The organism is Saccharopolyspora karakumensis (assembly GCF_004349225.1).
GTDB classification, from domain to species: domain Bacteria; phylum Actinomycetota; class Actinomycetes; order Mycobacteriales; family Pseudonocardiaceae; genus Saccharopolyspora; species Saccharopolyspora endophytica.
Genome location: NZ_SMLA01000018.1, coordinates 86,219 through 103,359 on the forward strand (window position 1 = coordinate 86,219; position 17,141 = coordinate 103,359).

Consider the following 17,141-nt stretch of genomic DNA (forward strand, 5'->3'; position numbering starts at 1 on the left):
GCATGAGTGAGCGGGACAGCACAGAAGTTCTCGAAGCGGTGCGCAAGCTGCTTCCCTCGCTGCGCGATCGCGCGCAGCAGGCCGAGGACGGCCGCAAGGTCCCGGCGGAATCCATCGCCGAACTGCAGGACGCGGGCTTCTTCGCGCTGCTGCAGCCCAAGCGCTACGGCGGCTACGAGGCCGACCCGGTGGAGTTCTACACCGCGGTGAAGCTCATCGCCAGCGCCTGCGGCTCCACCGGTTGGGTCGCCTCCATCCTCGGGGTGCACCCCTGGCACCTGGCGCTGTTCCCGCAGCAGGCGCAGGACGACGTCTGGGGCGAGGACACCACCACGCGGATCTCCTCCTCCTACGCGCCGATGGGCAAGGCCACCGTCGTCGACGGCGGCTACCGGTTGTCCGGCAAGTGGAGCTTCTCCTCCGGGTGCGACCACGCCGGCTGGGTGTTCGTCGGCGGGCCCGCGCTCGACGGCGAGGGCAAGATGGTCGACTTCTGCACCTACCTGCTGCCGCTGGGCGACTACACCATCAACGACGTGTGGGACACCGTCGGCCTGCGCGGCACCGGCAGCAACGACATCGTCGTGGACGACGTGTTCATCCCCTCCCACCGGGCGTTGAGCTTCATGGCCATGTCGAAGACCCAGTGCCCCGGCCACGAGATCAACACCGCGCCGCTGTACCGGCTGCCGTGGGGAACGGTGCACCCCTCGACGATCACCGCCCCGATCATCGGCATGGCGCAGGGCGCCTACGACGCGCACGTGGAGCACCAGGCCAAGCGGGTCCGTGCCGCCTACGCCGGTGAGCAGGCCAAGGACGACCCGTTCGCCAAGGTCCGCATCGCCGAGGCGGCCAGCGAGATCGACGCCGCGTGGCTGCAGCTGTCCACCAACATCGCCGAGGAGCTCGCCCTGCTCCAAGCCGGTGAGGAGGTGCCGATGTCGCTGCGGCTCAAGGCCCGGCGCGACCAGGTGCGCGGCACCGCGCGGGCGATCTCCGCGGTGGACCGGCTCTTCGAGAACTCCGGCGGCCGGGCGTTGCAGGCCGGTACGCCGATCCAGCGGTTCTGGCGGGACGCGCACGCCGGCCGGGTGCACGCGGCCAACGACGCCGAGCGCGCCTACACGATGTTCGGCAGCGGGGAATTCGGTCTACCGGTGAAGGATTCGATGGTCTGATGGTGGAGATCAAGAGCCAGGGCGCGACGCTGCCCTCCGGGCTGACGCTGCACTACCACGAAGCCGGAGTCGACAACGAGTCCACTGTGGTCATGCTGCACGGCGGTGGGCCCGGGGCGTCGGCGTGGAGCAACTTCAGCCGCAACATCGCCGCCTTCGCCGAGGAGTTCCACGTCATCGCCGTGGACCAGCCCGGGTTCGGCAAGTCGTCGAAACCGACCGAGCACGGCCAGTACTTCACCCACAGCGCCAACGCGCTCAATGAGCTTTTCGACGCGTTGGGCGTCGACAAGGCGCACCTGCTGGGCAACTCGCTCGGCGGCGGCACCGCGGTGCGCTTCGCGCTGAACTTCCCGGAGCGCGCGGGCCGACTGGTGCTGATGGGGCCGGGCGGGTTGAGCATCAACGTGTTCGCGCCCGACCCCACCGAAGGCGTGCAGAAGCTCGGCCAGTTCGCGGCGCCGCCCGGACCGACCAAGGAGAAGCTCGAAGCGTTCCTGCGGACGATGGTCTACGACCAGTCGCTGATCACCGAGGAACTGCTCGACGAGCGCTTCGCCGCTGCGAGCGCACCGGAATCGCTGGCCGCGATGAAGGCGATGGGAAAGTCCTTCTCCCAGCCGGAGTCCTTCGAGGAGGGCCTGCTGTGGAGGGAGGCCTACAAGCTGCGGCAGCGGGTGCTGCTGATCTGGGGACGCGAGGACCGGGTCAACCCGCTGGACGGGGCGCTGGTGGCGCTCAAGCTCATCCCGCGCGCGCAGCTGCACGTGTTCGGCCGCTGCGGGCACTGGGCGCAGCTGGAGAAGTTCGACGAGTTCAACCGCATCACCCGAGATTTCCTGATCGACTGACTTGGCAAGGGAGGGTTCGACCATGGGCATTCGCTCGCTCGGGTACCTGCGCATCGAGGCCACCGACATCGAGGCGTGGCGGGTGTACGGCCTGAAGGTCCTCGGCATGGTCGAGGGCAGCGGGAACGACCCGGACGCGTTGTACCTGCGCATGGACGACTTCCCGGCGCGGTTGGTGATCGTGCCCGGTTCGCAGGACCGGCTGCTGCACGCCGGCTGGGAGGCCGAGCACGCGGCCGGCCTGCAGGAGGTGCGGGACTCCTTGAACGCCAACGGGGTTCCGTTCAAGGAGGGGACCGCCGACGAGCTCGCGGACCGGCGGGTGATGGAGCTGATCCGCTTCAGCGACCCCTCGGGCAACGAGCTGGAGGTCTTCCACGGCGCGGCGTTGCAGCACCGGCGGGTCGTCAGCCCCTACGGGCACACGTTCGTCACCGACGAGCAGGGCCTGGGGCACGTGGTGCTGTCCACCCACGACGACGAGGCGGCGCTGCGGTTCTACCGCGACGTCCTCGGGTTCAAGCTGCGCGACTCGATGCGGATGCCGCCGGAGCTGGTCGGCAGGCCCGCCGACGGCGATCCCGCGTGGCTGAGGTTCTTCGGCTGCAACCCGCGCCACCACAGCCTGGCGTTCCTGCCGATGCCCACGCCCAGCGGCATCGTGCACCTGATGGTGGAGGTCGCCGACGTCGACGACGTCGGGCTCACCCTCGACCGCGCCTACCGGCGGAAGGTGCCGATGTCGGCGACGCTGGGCAGGCACGTCAACGACCTGATGCTGTCGTTCTACATGAAGACCCCGGGCGGGTTCGACGTCGAATTCGGCTGCGAGGGAAGGCAGGTCGACGACGATGACTGGATCGCCCGCGAGAGCACGGCGGTCAGCCTGTGGGGTCACGACTTCAGCGTCGGAAACCGGCCGCAGTGAGGGGAGGGGCGATGGAAGCCGTGGTCCCGGAGGTCGACGGCGCCGCGTTCCGGCGGACGCTCGGGCACTTCTGCACCGGCGTCACGGTCGTGACCGCCGTCTGCGACGGAGAGCCGGTGGGTTTCGCCTGCCAGTCCTTCTCGGCGTTGTCCCTGGACCCGCCGCTGGTGCTGTTCTGCCCGGGCAAGACCTCCCGCACGTGGCCGCTGATCGACCGCGCCGGCCATTTCTGCGTCAACGTCCTGGCGGCAGGACAGCGCGACGTCTCCACGGTGTTCGGCCGCAGGGGCGAGGACAAGTTCGCCGACTTGACCTGGTCCCCGGCGCCCTCGGGCTCCCCGGTCCTCGACGGTGCCCTCACGTGGCTCGACTGCGCCGTGGAGTCGGTCCTCGACGGCGGTGACCACCACGTCGTCCTCGGCAGGGTCCACACCCTCGGCGAGGCCACGGAGGAGGACCCGCTCCTGTTCTACAAGGGCGCCTACACGGGCATCACCCGCCCGACCACCCCGGCCCAGTACTGGCCGGAGGACTTCCTCACCGGAACCCCGGACGACTGGCTCTGAAACCCGATCCCACGACAACCCACGCGCCGGCTTTCACGAACACGGCCGCGAACCGAACCCTGAACACCGCAGCAATCAGGTACCGGAACACGGCGGTAATCCGGTAACCCGGAATACCGCCGTAAACGGGGGACGGGTTGCGGCCGTGTTCGGGGACCCGATCACTGCGGTAATCCGACGCTCCCCGCCCCTCCGCTGAGCGCGGCTGGGTGGGGAGTCGTGTTCTCGGGCGGCTTCGTGAGGCCGGTGGTCGGGGTTGTTGTGGGTGGTGAGCGCGCGGGCCGCCTCGGGTGGGTGGTCGAGGCGGCCCGCGTTTGCGGTGGTCAGAGTCGTTCGATGATGGTGCCCGTGGAGAGGGCTCCTCCTGCGCACATGGTGACCAGGGCCGTGGTGCCGTCGCTGCGCTCGAGCTCGTGGAGGGCCGAGGTGAGCAGGCGGGCGCCGGTGCTGCCGACCGGGTGGCCCAGCGCGATGGCGCCGCCGTTGACGTTGACGCGGTCCAGGTCGGGCCCGTGGACGCCGGCCCAGGACAGCACGACCGAGGCGAACGCCTCGTTGACCTCGAAGACGTCGATGTCGCCGATCTTCATGCCGCTGCGGCTGAGCACCCGCTCGGTGGCCTGCACCGGACCGTCCAGGTGGTAGTAGGGCTCGGCGCCCACCAGGCACTGCGAGACGATCCGGGCGCGCGGGCGCAGTCCCAGGGCCTGGGCGCGGTCGGAGTCCATGAGCAGCAGAGCCGCCGCGCCGTCGGAGATCTGCGAGGAGCTGCCCGCGGTGTGCAGCCCGCCGTCGAGGACGGGCTTGAGACCGCCGAGGGCGTCGAGGCTGGTCTCGCGCAGCCCCTGGTCGCGGGTGGCCTCGTCGTCGCCGACGCGGACCGGGACGATCTCCCGGTCGAAGCGCCCCTCCTGCCACGCCAGCCGGGCCCGCTCCTGCGAGCGGACGCCGAACCGGTCCAGGTCGTCGCGGGTGATGCCGCGGCGGGCCGCGATGCGGTCGGCGGCCAGGAACTGGTTGGGCAGGTCGATGTCCCAGGAATCGGGCTTCGGGCGTCCCACGTCGGTGCCGATGTTGCTGCCCAGCGGCACCCGCGTCATCGCCTCGACGCCGCAGGAGACGCCGATCTCGATGGCGCCGGTGGCGATGAGCCCGGCGATGAGGTGGGTGGCCTGCTGCGCCGATCCGCACTGCGCGTCGATCGAGGTGGCGCCGGTTTCCCGGGGGAGTCCGGCGTGCAGCCACGCGGTCCGGGTGATGTTGCCCGCCTGCTCGCCCGCCTGGGTGACGCAGCCGCCGATGACCTGTTCCACCGACGCCGGGTCGATGCCCGCGCGGTCGAGCAGGCCGCGCTGGGCGGCGCCGAGGATCTCCGAGGCGTGCAGCCCGGACAACCAGCCCTTGCGCTTGCCGATCGGCGTGCGCACCGCCTCCACGATCACCGGAGTGCCCACCTGAATCTCCTCTCACCCGCGATCACTGCCGGCTCAAATCTAGAACATGTTATCCCCATGCGCCATGGTGCGGTCGATCGCCAAACGATCTTTCCCTTTGGCTGTGGGATTCATGTGCGGTGAAAGGGGTTTACCGAACCCGCTTCTTGTGGTTCTCTTCACATAGAACTCGTTTCAGTTCGTGCAGCGCAGGAGGTAGCCGTGGTAGCACCGAGCCTTCCGGAAGGCTTCGACTTCACCGACCCCGACCTCTACTCCGAGCGGGTGCCGCTGGAGGAATTCGCGGAGCTCCGGCGTACCGCGCCCATCTGGTGGAACAAGCAACCGTTCCGGAAGTCGGGTTTCGACGACGAGGGGTACTGGGTCGTCACCCGGCACGCGGACGTCAAGGAGATCTCCCGGCGCAGCGACGTGTTCTCGACCTACGAGAACACCGCGATCATCCGGTTCAACGAGGAGATGACCCGCGAGCAGATCGAGATGCAGCGGTTCGTCATGCTCAACATCGACCCGCCGGAGCACACCAAGGTGCGGCGCCTGGTGGCGCGCGGGTTCACGCCGCGCGCGGTCAACAGCCTCAAGGAGGTGCTGCACCAGCGGGCGGAGGCGATCGCCTCCGGAGCCCTGGAGTCCGGCACGGGCGACTTCGTCACCGACATCGCCTGCGAACTGCCGCTGCAGGCGATCGCGGAGCTGCTGGGCGTGCCGCAGGACCACCGCAAGGACATCTTCGACTGGTCCAACCAGATGGTCGCCTACGACGACCCCGAGTACGACATCGACCCGGAGACCGCCGCCGCGGAGATGCTCGGCTACTTCATGGGCGTGGCCGACCAGAAGCGCAAGTGCCCGATGGACGACATCGTCACCAAGCTCGTCGAGGCCGACGTCGACGGCAGCGCGCTCAGCGACGACGAGTTCGGGTTCTTCACGATCCTGCTGGCGGTGGCGGGCAACGAGACCACGCGCAACGCGATCAGCCACGGCATGCACGCCTTCATGCAGAACCCCGACCAGTGGGAGCTGTACAAGCGCGAGCGCCCGGAGACCACCGCCGACGAGATCGTCCGCTGGGCCACCCCGGTGGTGTCCTTCCAGCGCACCGCGATGGCCGACACCGAGCTGTCGGGGGTGCAGATCAAGAAGGGCGAGCGGGTCGGGATGTTCTACAGCTCGGCCAACTTCGACCCCGAGGTCTTCGACCAGCCCGAGAAGTTCGACATCACCCGCGACCCGAACCCGCACGTCGGATTCGGCGGCACGGGCGCGCACTACTGCCTGGGCGCGAGCCTGGCGCGGCTGGAGATGGATCTGATCTTCAACGCCATCGCCGACCACATGCCCGACATCCGGCAGCTGGAAGAGCCCCGCCGGCTCCGCTCCGGCTGGCTCAACGGCATCAAGGAGTACCGCGTCCAGTACCGCTGACCCCGACGGCGCTCCGCCATCCCGAGCACCGGTGACCCGACGGTGTCCAGCCCCGAGGGCCGGGGCACCGCGGTCCCGCCCCGCCGGCTGGTTCCACGATTTCAGTGGAAGTCGGGTCCCTGATTTCCACTGGAATCGTGAACCGGTGCGGGGGTCGAGGCATGTTGTGGGGTGAGCGGGCGGAGCGGGTCGTTGTCGGCCGCGACGTGGTGATCGGGTTCCCCGGAGATGCGACGGCGCCGTTCCCCCGCGGGGGAACGGCGCCATCGGTTCGGGGTCAGTGCAGGGTGGCCACTGCGCGGTCGAACTCCCAGAAGGCCCTGAGGGCCTGGATGCGGCCCTCGTCGTTGACGCGGTAGGAGAAGACGCCTTCGGCGTCCATCGCCGAGCCGTCGGGCAGGTGGGTGGTGATCTTGCCGGTGTTGGCGACCTCGCTGCCGCAGGCGAAGGAGTCCTCGATGTGGAACTCGATGCGCTCGGCCTGGGCGATCGCGATCTCCCAGAACGCCGAGATCCCCTCGCGCCCGTGATGCCCCTTGCCGTCGGGGTCGAACACCGACGGTCCCACCGGGTCCTCCACCACCGCGTCGGAGGCGAACAGCGCGAGCCATTCGTCCTTCGCGCCCCGTGCCACAGCCTCCATCGACGCCATGGCGGCGTCGCGGGCGGGATGCGACTCGCGGGTCGCCTTCCAGTGCACTCCGCTCATCTCCGGCCTCCTCAGACGTTCTCGATGACTTCGGCGGCGAACTTGCGGATGGAGTCCTTCTTGGCCTCCAGCGGGGCGTCGAAGCCGTGCCCGTCGAAGATCCACGGCACCACGATCGCGTCGGTGACGCCCACCTCGGCCTGCTCGCGGTAGCCGTCGACGCCGAACCGGTCGATGCACACCGCCTGGATCTCGAAGGGCACGTCGGCGCGGTCGTAGGAGGCGCGCAGCTCGCCGAGCCGGTCGATCGTCTCGCGCAGCTCGGAGAGCTTCATCATCGCCGAGGCCCAGCCGTCTCCCACCCGCGCGGCGCGCTTGAGAGCCGGCTCGGTGTGCCCGCCGACGTAGATCGGCATCGGCTCGGACGGCGCGGGGGAGATCTGCAGCTTGTCGAAGTCGAAGAACTTCCCGTGGTACTCCACCATTCCGCCGCCCAGGACCAGCCGGATGATCTCGATCATCTCGTCGACCCGCGCTCCGCGCTTGGCGTACGGTGCACCGCACCACTCGAACTCCTCGGGCGCCCAGCCCAGCCCGAGCCCGAGGCCGAAGCGGTTGCCGGTCATCGACGCGACCGAGGCCAGCTGCCGGGACAGCAGGACCGGGTTGCGAGGGCCGAGCTTGAGCACCGAGGTGTAGAACCGCAGCCGCGAGGTCGCCGCACCCATGGCCGCGGTGGCGATCAGCGGATCCACCCACGGCGTGTCGGCGTCCCACATCCGGGACCCGTCGGGCGTGTAGGGGTACTCGGCGGAGACCTTCTCGGAGTAGAACAGCGAATCCGGCAGCGCGACCGAGGCGAACCCGCACTCCTCGGCGGTGCGCGCGAGCTCGACGAGCTGGTCCAGCGGCGTCATCGCCACCGACATCGTGAACTTCATGTCAGGCTCCCGGTTTGTTCGATCCGACGACCCACATGGAGAAGTACTGCGAACCGCCGCCGTAGGCGTGGCCGAGCGCGATCCGGGCTCCGTCGACCTGGTTCTCCCCGGAATCGCCGGTGACCTGCCGCGCCGCCTCGGCGAAGCGCAGCAGACCGGAGGCGCCGATCGGGTTCGAGGACAGCACCCCGCCCGAGGGGTTGACCGGAATGCGGCCGCCGATGGCGGTCTCGCCGGCTTCGGTGAGCTTCCAGCCCTCGCCCTCGGCGGCGAAACCGAGGTTCTCCAGCCACATCGGCTCGAACCAGGAGAACGGCACGTAGATCTCGGCCGCGTCGACCTCGGTCAGCGGGTCGGTGATCCCGGCCTGCTTCCACAGCGCCGCCGCCGCGTCCCTGCCCGCCTGGGGGTTGACCTGGTCGCGGCCGGCGAACGTGGTCGGCTCGGTGCGCATCGCGGTGGCGTGGATCCACGCCGCTGTGCGGCCGTTCGCGCTGGCCTCGTCGCCGATGACCACCGCGCACGCCCCGTCGGACGACGGGCAGGTCTCGTCGTAGCGGATCGGGTCCCACAGCATCTGCGAGGACATCACCGAATCCACCGTGATGTCCGGCTGCTTCAGGTGCGCGTAGGGGTTTCGAGCGCCGTTGCGCCGGTCCTTGGCCGCCACCATCGCCCCGGTGTGCGTCGGCGCACCGGAGCGGCGGATGTAGGAGCGCACGTGCGGCGCGAAGTAGCCGCCCGCTCCCGCTCCGACCGGCATGCTGAACGGCGGGACGATCGACAGCGCCCACATCGCGTTGGACTCGGACTGCTTCTCGAACGCCACCGCCAGCACGCGCTTGTGCACGCCGCCCTGCACCAGGCTCGCCGCCACGTTGCCGGTGGATCCGCCCACCGATCCCGCGGTGTGCACCCGCAGCATCGGTTTCCCGGTGGCGCCCAGCGCGTCGGCCAGGTGCAGCTCGGGCATCATCACGCCCTCGAACAGGTCCGGTGCCTTGCCGACCACCACCGCGTCGATGTCCGGCCAGTCCACCCCGGCGTCGGCCATCGCGCGGTCCACCGCCTCGCGGCACATCCCGGCCATCGAGACGTCCAGCCGCTTGCTGGTGTGGTGGGTCTGGCCGGTACCCAGCACGGCCGCCAACTGCTTGCCCATCAGGCTCGTCCCTCCATCACGCACACCAGGTTCTGCTGCAGCGCGGGACCGCTCGTCGCGTGCGCCAGCACCTTTCCGGCCCTGCCCTCGAAGACCTGCGTGGCCGCCTCGCCGATGCGCGACAGCCCGGCCGCGAACATCGGGTTCCCGCACAGCGCCCCGCCCGAGGGGTTGACCGACACCGACTCGCCCAGCCCGAGCGCGCGGCGCAGCACGATCTCCTGGTGGGTGAAAGGCGCGTGCAGCTCGGCGATCTCGACCCCGTCGGTGCCCAGCGCCGTGCCCGCGGCCTCGGTGGAGGCCGAGCGGCGCAGATCGCGGGCGCCGAGGCTGCCGGACTCGATGCGGTGCTGGATCCCGCCGATGTAGGCGGGCCGCTCGCGGATCTCCCGGGCGCGCTCGGCGGAGGCCAGCACGATCACCGAGGCCCCGTCGGTGATCGGCGCGCAGTCGTGCGCGCGCAGCGGATCGGCGAGGTAGGGCTCGGACAGAAGCTCCTGCGGGTCGAACGCCCCGGAGATCTGCGCGCTCGGGTTCCCCTTGGCGCAAGCGCGGTTTCGCGCGGCGACCTCGGCCATGTCGTGCTCGGTGTAGTCCCCGGCGTCGAGACCCATCCGGGCCTGCAGTCCGGCGATGCTCACCGAGTCAGGCCACAGCGGCGCGACCGAGTAGGGGTCGAGCTGCAGGGCCAGCGTGCGGCGCAGGTTCCCGGCCGAGGACTTGCCGAAGCCGTAGACCAGCGCGGTGTCCACCTCGCCGGTCTGGATCTTCACCCACGCCTCGAACAGCGCCCAGGCGGCGTCCATCTCGACGTGCGACTCGTTGATCGGCGGGACCGCGCCGATCGCGTCGATCGCGGCGATGAACGAGAAGGCGCGTCCGGCGAGGTAGTCCGACGATCCCGAGCACCAGAAGCCGATGTCGGACTTCGACAGCCCGGTCTGGGAGAAGACCTCCTGGAAGATGGGGACCAGCATCTCGACACCGTTCGTGGTGCCGCTGGTGGCGCGCACGTTCGGTGCCTGTGCGAAGCCGACGACGGCGACGTCAGTCATTCCAGCTCCTTCACAGGTGGTGGGCGTAGGTTTCGAACGCCGCGTCCGGTTCCCCGGTCGGTTCGAAGTGGTCGATGTTCTCCAGCGTGTGGCCCCACTGGTCGCGCGGCTTCCACGACGCCTTGACCCGCATGCCCATCCGCACCTGATCGGCCTCGCAGCCCAGGACCAGGTGCAGGAAGGCGATGTCGGCGCCGTCGAGCAGGATGTAGGCGCCGACGTACGGGGGCTTGATGCGCTGGCCCAGGAACGGGACGTTGACGATGCAGAACGTCGTCACGATCCCGGTGTCGGGCAGCTCCACCTCCTCGACCGTGGGCACGCCGTCGGTGGGGCAGGCGCCGCGCGGCGGCATGTAGACCTTCGCGCAGGCGGGGCAGCGCTGGCCCAGCAGCCGTCCCTCGACGAGCCCTTCCAGGTAGCGGCTCTCCTCCGGGGAGGCGGAGTGGGTGTAGTCGAGGTTCACCGGTGTGGTCAGCATCGTCACCGGATCACCCCCGGCCGGTTCCAGCTGCTCTGTGGTGCCGGCGGGTTCGAAGCAGGCGATGTCGCGAATCCCGTTGCCGCGCTCGGCCGCCCAGCGGACCTGCACGCGCATCCCGGTGGAGATCGCCTCGGGGCCGGGCACGTCCACGGCGTGCAGCAGCGGGGTGTCGGCGCCGTCGAGGCGCACCAGCGCCCAGGCGAACGCGCGCTCCAGCGGCTGGCCGGGCAGCGGTTCGGGCATCCAGGTCCAGCTCACCACCGTGCCCTGGCTGCCGACTTCGACGAAGTCGTCCAGCGGGGCGGCGGTGTCCGGGTCGTACTCGATGGGCGGCACGTGCACCCGGCCGTCGCTGCCGCGCACGCCGATGATGCCGCCATCGCGCAGCGACGTGGCGAATCGGCCGTGCACGGTCCCGAGCGAACGGGTGTAGTCGAAGCCGATGTTGAGCGGGGCGCTGAGCGGTTCGGAGATCCCAGTCACAACCAGAAGTGAAACATGTTCTCGCCATCCCGGCAATATCCGGTGCAGTATGGGCAGGGTCCGCCGGCGGCCGGGAAAGGGAGGTTCACAAGTGAAAGTAGGACTGCAGCTCGGGTACTGGGGTGCTGCTCCACCGCAAAACGCTCAAGAACTCGTTCTCGAAGCTGATCGGGTCGGATTCGACGCCGTCTTCGCCGCCGAGTCGTGGGGTTCGGACGCCTTCACGCCGCTGGCCTGGTGGGGTTCGGACACCCGCGAGGTCCGGCTGGGCACGTCGGTCGCGCAGATGTCGGCGCGCTCGCCGGCGTCCTGCGCGATGCACGCCCTGACCCTCGACCACCTCTCCGGCGGCCGCGCGATCCTCGGCCTGGGCGTCTCCGGTCCGCAGGTGGTGGAGGGCTGGTACGGCCAGCCGTTCGCCAAGCCGCTGGCCCGGACCAGGGAGTACGTCTCGATCGTGCGGCAGGTGCTGGCGCGCGAGGCGCCGATCCGCAACGACGGACCGCACCACCGGCTGCCCTACGACGGTCCCGGTTCGCTCGGGCTGGGCAAGCCGCTCAAGCCCATCACCCACCCGCTGCGCCCGGACCTGCCGATCTGGCTGGGCGCGGAGGGTCCGAAGAACGTCGCGCAGACCGCCGAGATCGCCGACGGCTGGATCGCGGTCTACTACTCGCCCCGGGTCGGCACGATGTACGAGGAGTGGCTCGCCGAGGGCTTCGCCCGCGAGGGTGCTCGCCGCACCCGCGAGGAGTTCGAGGTGGCCGCGACCTGCCAGGTCGTGGTCACCGACGACCCGGAGGCCGAGCGCGCCAAGCTCAAGCCGTCGGTGGCCCTCTACCTCGGCGGGATGGGGGCGCCGGGGATGAACTTCCACGCCGAGCTGTTCCGCCGGATGGGTTATGACGAGGCGGTTTCCGACATCGAGCGGCTCTTCGCCGCGGGTCGCCGCGAGGAGGCGGTGGCGGCGGTGCCGGACGAGGTGGTCGACGACGTGGCCATCATCGGCGACCGCGACCACGTCCGGGAGCGGATCGCGGTGTGGGAGAAGTCCGGCGTGGACGTGCTGCTGGTCGGCTGCCGCGACGTCGAGCACGTCCGGTCGGTCGCCGACGCCGTCCAGAACTGAAATATGTTCTCGGCGTCGTGGAGGTGCGGGCCGGGGTGTCGGCAGCCGGTTCGGTCCGCGACCTTGCTCAACAACTGCAACACGTTCTAGGTTTGTTCGGCTGGGGAAAGCTCACGCCGTCGACAGGAGTCCGCCGTGGCCGACATAGGACTGTGGAACATCGCCGACCAGCAGCCGAACCGCACGGCCGTGGTCTCGCCGGACGGTGGCTCGGTGACCTACGCCGAGCTCGCCGCCGCCGCCGACCGGTACGGCCGCGGGTTGCAGAGCATGGGGCTGGAACCGGGCGACAGCATCGTGCTGATGCTGCCCAACGGCGCGGACCTGCTGGCCGCGTACTTCGCCGCGATCCAGACCGGGCTGTACGTGGTGACCGTGAACTGGCACCTGGTCGGTGCCGAGGTCGCCTACATCGTCGAGGACAGCGGGGCCAAGGCGTTCATCGCGCACGAGCGCTTCGCCGACGCCGCCTCCGACGCCGCCGCGCGCAGCGGGCTGCCCAGCGCGGCGCGCTTCGCCGTCGGCGAGGTGCCGGGGTTCCAGCCGCTGGCGAACCTCGGCGCGGACGAACCCGCCAAGCGGCCCGACGCGCGCACCACGGGTTCGCCGATGCTCTACACCTCCGGGACCACCGGTCGACCCAAGGGCGTGCGCAGGCCGCTGAGCGGGTCCGACCCGGACGACGTCCCGGCGGCCAACGCGTGGTTCTTCGGAGTCTTCGGGCTCAAGCCCTTCGACGATCACGTGCACCTGTGCGGGTCGCCGCTGTACCACACGGCGGTGCTCAACTTCGTGAGCATCTCCATCCAGTTCGGGCACGCGGCCGTGCTGATGGACCGCTGGGGTGCCGAGGAGATGCTGCGGCTGATCGAGCGGCACCGCGTCACGCACAGCCACATGGTTCCCACCCAGTTCCACCGGCTGCTGGCGCTGCCGGAGGAGACTCGCGCGCGCTACGACGTGTCCTCGCTGCGCACCATGATCCACGGCGCCGCGCCGTGCCCGCAGGAGGTCAAGCGCGCGATGCTGGACTGGTGGGGCCCGGTGGTCGTGGAGTACTACGCGGCCACCGAGGGCGGCGGCACGACGATCATGGCCGACGAGTGGCTGCGCAAGCCCGGTTCGGTGGGCAAGCCGTGGCCGGGTTCGGTGGTCAGCGTGCTCGGCGATGACGGCGAGCAGCTGCCGGCCGGTGAGATCGGCACCGTCTACATGCAGATGGGCGGCTCGACCTTCGAGTACCACAACGACAAGAAGAAGACCCAGGAAGCGCGGGTGGGTGACCTGTTCACCCTGGGCGACGTCGGCTACCTCGACTCCGACGGCTACCTCTACCTGTGCGACCGGCGCAACGACATGATCATCTCGGGTGGCGTGAACATCTACCCCGCGGAGATCGAGAACGCGCTGTCGGTGCACGACAAGGTCGCCGACGTGGCGGTGTTCGGCGTGCCGCACGACGACTGGGGCGAGGAGGTCAAGGCCGTCGTCCAGCCCGCCGAGGGCGTCGCTGCGGGCGATGAGCTGTCCGCGGAGCTCCTGGCCTACGCGAAGGAGCGGCTGGCCAAGTTCAAGGTGCCGCGCAGCATCGACTACATCGATGAGCTGCCGCGCGATCCCAACGGCAAGCTCTACAAGCGCAAGCTGCGCGATCCGTACTGGGAAGGCCGCGAGAAGGCCATCTGACCTGCGGTGATCGGTGCGCGACCGCGTGCGGTGGCAGGAGCGCTCTCCCCGCACGCGGTTTCGTGCTGCCCATCGGGTTCTTCCATGGCGAACCGCCCGTTTCGCGGTAGCGCTCCCGCCCCCTTGCCATTGGCGATAACACGTTCTACTTTTTTCGGGTGGCACTCAACATCGCAGATCTCTTCGAGCACGCAGTCGACATGGTCCCTGAGCGCGTCGCAGTGGTCTGCGGCGAGCGCCAGGTGACGTTCGCGGAACTGGAGCAGCGGTCCAATCAGCTGGCCCACCACCTCGCCGCCAAGGGCGTCGGACCGGGTGCGCACATCGGTGTGTACTCCAGGAACTCGATCGAAGCGCTGGAGGCGATGCTCGCGGCGTACAAGCTGCGCGCGGTCGCGATCAACGTGAACTACCGCTACGTGCCCGCCGAGCTGCAGTACATCTTCGACAACGCGGACATGGTCGCGCTGGTCCACGAGCGGCGCTACAGCGACCACGTCGCCGAGGTGCTCCCGCAGGTTCCGGCGTTGAATCACGTTCTAGTGATCGAGGACGGTTCGGACGCCGACCACAGCCGCTACGGCGGCGTGGAGTACGAGGCCGCGCTCGCCGCCCAGCGCGCCGACCGCGACTTCCCCGAGCGCAGCTCCGACGACCTCTACCTGCTCTACACCGGCGGCACCACCGGCATGCCCAAGGGCGTCATGTGGCGCCAGGAGGACGTCTGGCGCGTCCTCGGCGGCGGCATCGACTTCATGACGGGCGAATACGTCAAGGACGAGTGGGAACTCGCCCGCACCGGAGCGGAAACCGGTGGACTGGTGCGACTACCGGCGGCCCCGTTCATCCACGGCGCGGCCCAGTGGGCCACCTTCGGCAACCTCTTCGCCTGCGCCACCACGGTTTTCGTCCCCGAGTTCGACCCGAACGAGGTGTGGCGGGCCGTCGAGCGCAACGGGGTCAACGTGCTGGCCATCGTCGGAGACGCCATGGCGCGTCCGATGATCGAGGCGCTCCACGAGGGCGACTACGACGCCTCGTCGGTGGTCGCGATCTCCTCCACGGCCGCGCTGTTCTCCACCTCGGTCAAGCACCAGTACCTCGACGCGCTGCCCCACGTGGTGATCACCGACGCCATCGGCTCCTCGGAGACCGGCTTCGGCGGCATCGGCATCGTCACCAAGGACGGCGTGCAGACCGAAGGCCCCCGCGTCACCGCCGACCGCAAGCTCATCGTCATCGACGACGACAACCGGCCGCTGGAACCGGGAACCGGGCAGATCGGCTGGCTGGCCAAGACCGGCCACGTGCCGCTGGGCTACTACAAGGACCCGGAGAAGTCCGCCTCGGTGTTCGTCGAGGTCGAGGGCACGCGCTACGTCGTCCCGGGGGACTACGCGCGGCTGGAGGCCGACGGCACGGTCACGCTGCTCGGCCGCGGCAACATGTCCATCAACACCGGTGGCGAGAAGGTCTTCCCCGAAGAGGTCGAGAGCGCGCTGAAGTCGCACCCCGACGTCTTCGACGTGCTGGTGGTCGGTGTTCCCGACGAGCGCATGGGCCAGCGCGTCGCCGCGCTCGTGCAGCCGCGCGCCGGTGCCGCGCCGAGCCTGGCGGAGCTCGACGCCCACGCGCGCCAGGTCATCGCCGGCTACAAGGTGCCGCGCAGCCTGTGGCTGGTCGAGCAGATCACCCGTTCGCCCAGCGGGAAGCCCGACTACCCGTGGGCGCGCAAGCACACCGAGACCCACGAACCCACCGAAGTCAACCAGCCCTCGCGGAAATCCGCCGCGCGCTGAGAGGAACGCAGATGCGCACATCGCTTTGCGACACGCTCGGGATCGAACATCCCATCGTCGCGTTCACCCCGTCCGAGCACGTCGCGGCCGCAGTCAGCAAGGCCGGTGGGCTCGGCGTGCTGGGGTGCGTGCGGTTCAACGACCCCGACGAGCTCGACCGCGTCCTGGACTGGATGGACCAGAACACCGGAGGCAAGCCCTACGGCGTGGACGTCGTCATGCCGGCCAAGGTGCCCACCGAGGGCACCCAGGTCGACCTGGACTCGCTGATCCCGCCCGAGCACCGCGAGTTCGTCGACCGGACCCTCGACGAGCTGGGCGTCCCGGATCTGCCCGAGGACGAGAAGGAGCGCGGCGGTGTGCTGGGCTGGCTGCACTCGGTGGCCCGCTCGCACGTCGACGTCGCCCTGCGGCACCCGATCTCGCTGATCGCCAACGCGCTGGGCTCGCCGCCGGTGGACATCATCGAGCAGGCCCACTCCCACGACGTCCTGGTGGCGGCGCTGGCGGGCAAGGCCGAGCACGCCCAGCGGCACGTCGACAACGGCGTGGACATCGTCGTCGCCCAGGGCCACGAGGCCGGCGGGCACACCGGTGAGATCGCCACGATGGTGCTGGTGCCGGAGATCGTCGACGCCATCGGCGGCCGCGCTCCGGTGCTGGCCGCGGGCGGCATCGGCACCGGACGCCAGATCGCCGCGGCGCTCGCGCTGGGAGCCTCGGGCGCGTGGATGGGGTCCTACTGGCTCACCACGGCCGAGTACGGCATGACCATGGGCGACTCGGTGACCCAGGAGGCGCTGCTGGCGGCGAACTCCAGCGACACCGTCCGCTCCCGCATCTACACCGGTAAGCCCGCCCGGCTGCTCAAGACCAAGTGGACCGAGGCGTGGGCGGCCCCGGACGCCCCGCAGCCGCTGCCGATGCCGCTGCAGAACATCCTCGTCAGCGACGCCCACCAGCGCATGATGCGGGCCAGCGACCCGCAGGCCGTCTCCATGCCGGTCGGCCAGATCGTGGGCCGCATGAACGAGATCCGCCCGGTGGCCGACGTCTTCAACGACCTCCTCCGCGAAGTGGAGGAAACCTTCACCCGCCTCGACAAACTCCGCTAACCCCCAGCACAACCCGGAAAACCGCCGCAATCACCAACCCGATTGCGGCGGTTTCCGGCGACCTGATTGCGGCGGTTTTCCGGCCGAGACCCTGATTGCTGCCGCACTCGGTGCTCCGACTACGGACGTTCTCGGGGTGGGGGACCGGATTACCGCCGTAGTCGGGGGCCTGATTGCGGCGGTAATCAGGGTCTGGAGCCTGTGGCCTTGGAGGAGCTGATCGGGTGGTC

At 69.7% G+C, this 17,141-nt stretch carries 15 protein-coding genes; 9 read left to right on the forward strand and 6 right to left on the reverse strand.

From position 1 onward, the window contains the following. Positions 1–2: 2 nt before the first annotated feature. From hsaA to hsaB, 4 genes are read left to right on the forward strand one after another with little or no spacing between them, the layout of a single operon-like run. Positions 3–1,181, forward strand: a complete 1,179-nt coding sequence (gene hsaA, locus E1202_RS14620; RefSeq protein ID WP_132683600.1) for a 3-hydroxy-9,10-secoandrosta-1,3,5(10)-triene-9,17-dione monooxygenase oxygenase subunit — start codon at positions 3–5, stop codon at positions 1,179–1,181. Continuing rightward, entirely contained in the window at positions 1,181–2,032 is an 852-nt protein-coding gene (gene hsaD, locus E1202_RS14625; protein ID WP_132683601.1) for a 4,5:9,10-diseco-3-hydroxy-5,9,17-trioxoandrosta-1(10),2-diene-4-oate hydrolase, read from the forward strand. The genes hsaA and hsaD overlap by 1 nt, the downstream gene beginning before the upstream one ends. Positions 2,033–2,054: 22 nt before the next feature. Next, entirely contained in the window at positions 2,055–2,960 is a 906-nt protein-coding gene (gene hsaC, locus E1202_RS14630) for an iron-dependent extradiol dioxygenase HsaC (protein WP_132683602.1), read from the forward strand. An 11-nt stretch (positions 2,961–2,971) separates the two neighbouring features. Continuing rightward, positions 2,972–3,526, forward strand: coding sequence for a 3-hydroxy-9,10-secoandrosta-1,3,5(10)-triene-9,17-dione monooxygenase reductase subunit (gene hsaB / locus E1202_RS14635; RefSeq protein ID WP_132683603.1), 555 nt, complete (start codon positions 2,972–2,974; stop codon positions 3,524–3,526). Positions 3,527–3,849: 323 nt separating this feature from the next. Here hsaB and E1202_RS14640 read toward each other — a convergent pair whose 3' ends face one another. Continuing rightward, positions 3,850–4,980 (reverse strand): steroid 3-ketoacyl-CoA thiolase, encoded by a 1,131-nt coding sequence (locus E1202_RS14640; RefSeq protein WP_132683604.1) that lies wholly within the window; start codon positions 4,978–4,980, stop codon positions 3,850–3,852. 201 nt (positions 4,981–5,181) lie between these two features. Between E1202_RS14640 and E1202_RS14645 the strand changes: the two genes are divergently transcribed. Further along, positions 5,182–6,408, forward strand: coding sequence for a cytochrome P450 (locus E1202_RS14645; protein ID WP_132683605.1), 1,227 nt, complete (start codon positions 5,182–5,184; stop codon positions 6,406–6,408). Between the two features lie 277 nt (positions 6,409–6,685). Here E1202_RS14645 and E1202_RS14650 read toward each other — a convergent pair whose 3' ends face one another. From E1202_RS14650 to E1202_RS14670, 5 genes are read right to left on the reverse strand one after another with little or no spacing between them, the layout of a single operon-like run. Then, entirely contained in the window at positions 6,686–7,117 is a 432-nt protein-coding gene (locus tag E1202_RS14650; protein ID WP_132683606.1) for a nuclear transport factor 2 family protein, read from the reverse strand. An 11-nt stretch (positions 7,118–7,128) separates the two neighbouring features. Continuing rightward, positions 7,129–7,998 carry a TIGR03619 family F420-dependent LLM class oxidoreductase gene (locus tag E1202_RS14655; RefSeq protein ID WP_132683607.1) on the reverse strand — a complete coding sequence of 290 codons (870 nt, stop codon included), beginning with the start codon at positions 7,996–7,998 and terminating at the stop codon, positions 7,129–7,131. A gap of 1 nt (position 7,999) precedes the next feature. Then, entirely contained in the window at positions 8,000–9,160 is a 1,161-nt protein-coding gene (locus tag E1202_RS14660) for a thiolase domain-containing protein (RefSeq protein WP_132683608.1), read from the reverse strand. Next, positions 9,160–10,215: a thiolase domain-containing protein gene (locus E1202_RS14665; protein ID WP_132683609.1), complete on the reverse strand. Its 1,056-nt coding sequence runs from the start codon at positions 10,213–10,215 to the stop codon at positions 9,160–9,162. The genes E1202_RS14660 and E1202_RS14665 overlap by 1 nt, the downstream gene beginning before the upstream one ends. A gap of 10 nt (positions 10,216–10,225) precedes the next feature. Continuing rightward, positions 10,226–11,182 (reverse strand): Zn-ribbon domain-containing OB-fold protein, encoded by a 957-nt coding sequence (locus E1202_RS14670; protein ID WP_408006464.1) that lies wholly within the window; start codon positions 11,180–11,182, stop codon positions 10,226–10,228. A gap of 91 nt (positions 11,183–11,273) precedes the next feature. On the opposite strand from E1202_RS14670, the gene E1202_RS14675 reads away from it, so the two are divergent. The 4 genes from E1202_RS14675 to E1202_RS14690 all read left to right on the forward strand — a co-directional run bounded on the left by E1202_RS14675 (position 11,274) and on the right by E1202_RS14690 (position 16,911). Further along, a complete protein-coding gene (locus E1202_RS14675) occupies positions 11,274–12,311 on the forward strand; it encodes an LLM class F420-dependent oxidoreductase (protein WP_132683610.1) in 1,038 nt (345 codons plus the stop codon). 135 nt (positions 12,312–12,446) lie between these two features. Then, positions 12,447–13,997, forward strand: coding sequence for an acyl-CoA synthetase (locus tag E1202_RS14680; protein ID WP_132683611.1), 1,551 nt, complete (start codon positions 12,447–12,449; stop codon positions 13,995–13,997). A 158-nt stretch (positions 13,998–14,155) separates the two neighbouring features. After that, the gene (locus tag E1202_RS14685; RefSeq protein WP_165943861.1) at positions 14,156–15,796 is read left to right on the forward strand and encodes an acyl-CoA synthetase; all 1,641 of its coding nucleotides are present in this window, start codon (positions 14,156–14,158) and stop codon (positions 15,794–15,796) included. An 11-nt stretch (positions 15,797–15,807) separates the two neighbouring features. Further along, a complete protein-coding gene (locus E1202_RS14690) occupies positions 15,808–16,911 on the forward strand; it encodes an NAD(P)H-dependent flavin oxidoreductase (protein WP_132683612.1) in 1,104 nt (367 codons plus the stop codon). The last annotated feature ends 230 nt before the right edge of the window (positions 16,912–17,141 follow it).

Bases quoted from the DNA above. Each gene is read 5' to 3' on its own strand.
- E1202_RS14665 (WP_132683609.1), bottom strand. From the start codon at position 10,215: ATGACTGACGTCGCCGTCGTCGGCTTCGCACAGGCACCGAACGTGCGC.
- hsaB (WP_132683603.1), top strand. From the start codon at position 2,972: ATGGAAGCCGTGGTCCCGGAGGTCGACGGCGCCGCGTTCCGGCGGACG.
- E1202_RS14690 (WP_132683612.1), top strand. From the start codon at position 15,808: ATGCGCACATCGCTTTGCGACACGCTCGGGATCGAACATCCCATCGTC.
- E1202_RS14660 (WP_132683608.1), bottom strand. From the start codon at position 9,160: ATGGGCAAGCAGTTGGCGGCCGTGCTGGGTACCGGCCAGACCCACCAC.
- E1202_RS14650 (WP_132683606.1), bottom strand. From the start codon at position 7,117: ATGAGCGGAGTGCACTGGAAGGCGACCCGCGAGTCGCATCCCGCCCGC.
- hsaC (WP_132683602.1), top strand. From the start codon at position 2,055: ATGGGCATTCGCTCGCTCGGGTACCTGCGCATCGAGGCCACCGACATC.
- hsaD (WP_132683601.1), top strand. From the start codon at position 1,181: ATGGTGGAGATCAAGAGCCAGGGCGCGACGCTGCCCTCCGGGCTGACG.
- E1202_RS14655 (WP_132683607.1), bottom strand. From the start codon at position 7,998: ATGAAGTTCACGATGTCGGTGGCGATGACGCCGCTGGACCAGCTCGTC.
- hsaA (WP_132683600.1), top strand. From the start codon at position 3: ATGAGTGAGCGGGACAGCACAGAAGTTCTCGAAGCGGTGCGCAAGCTG.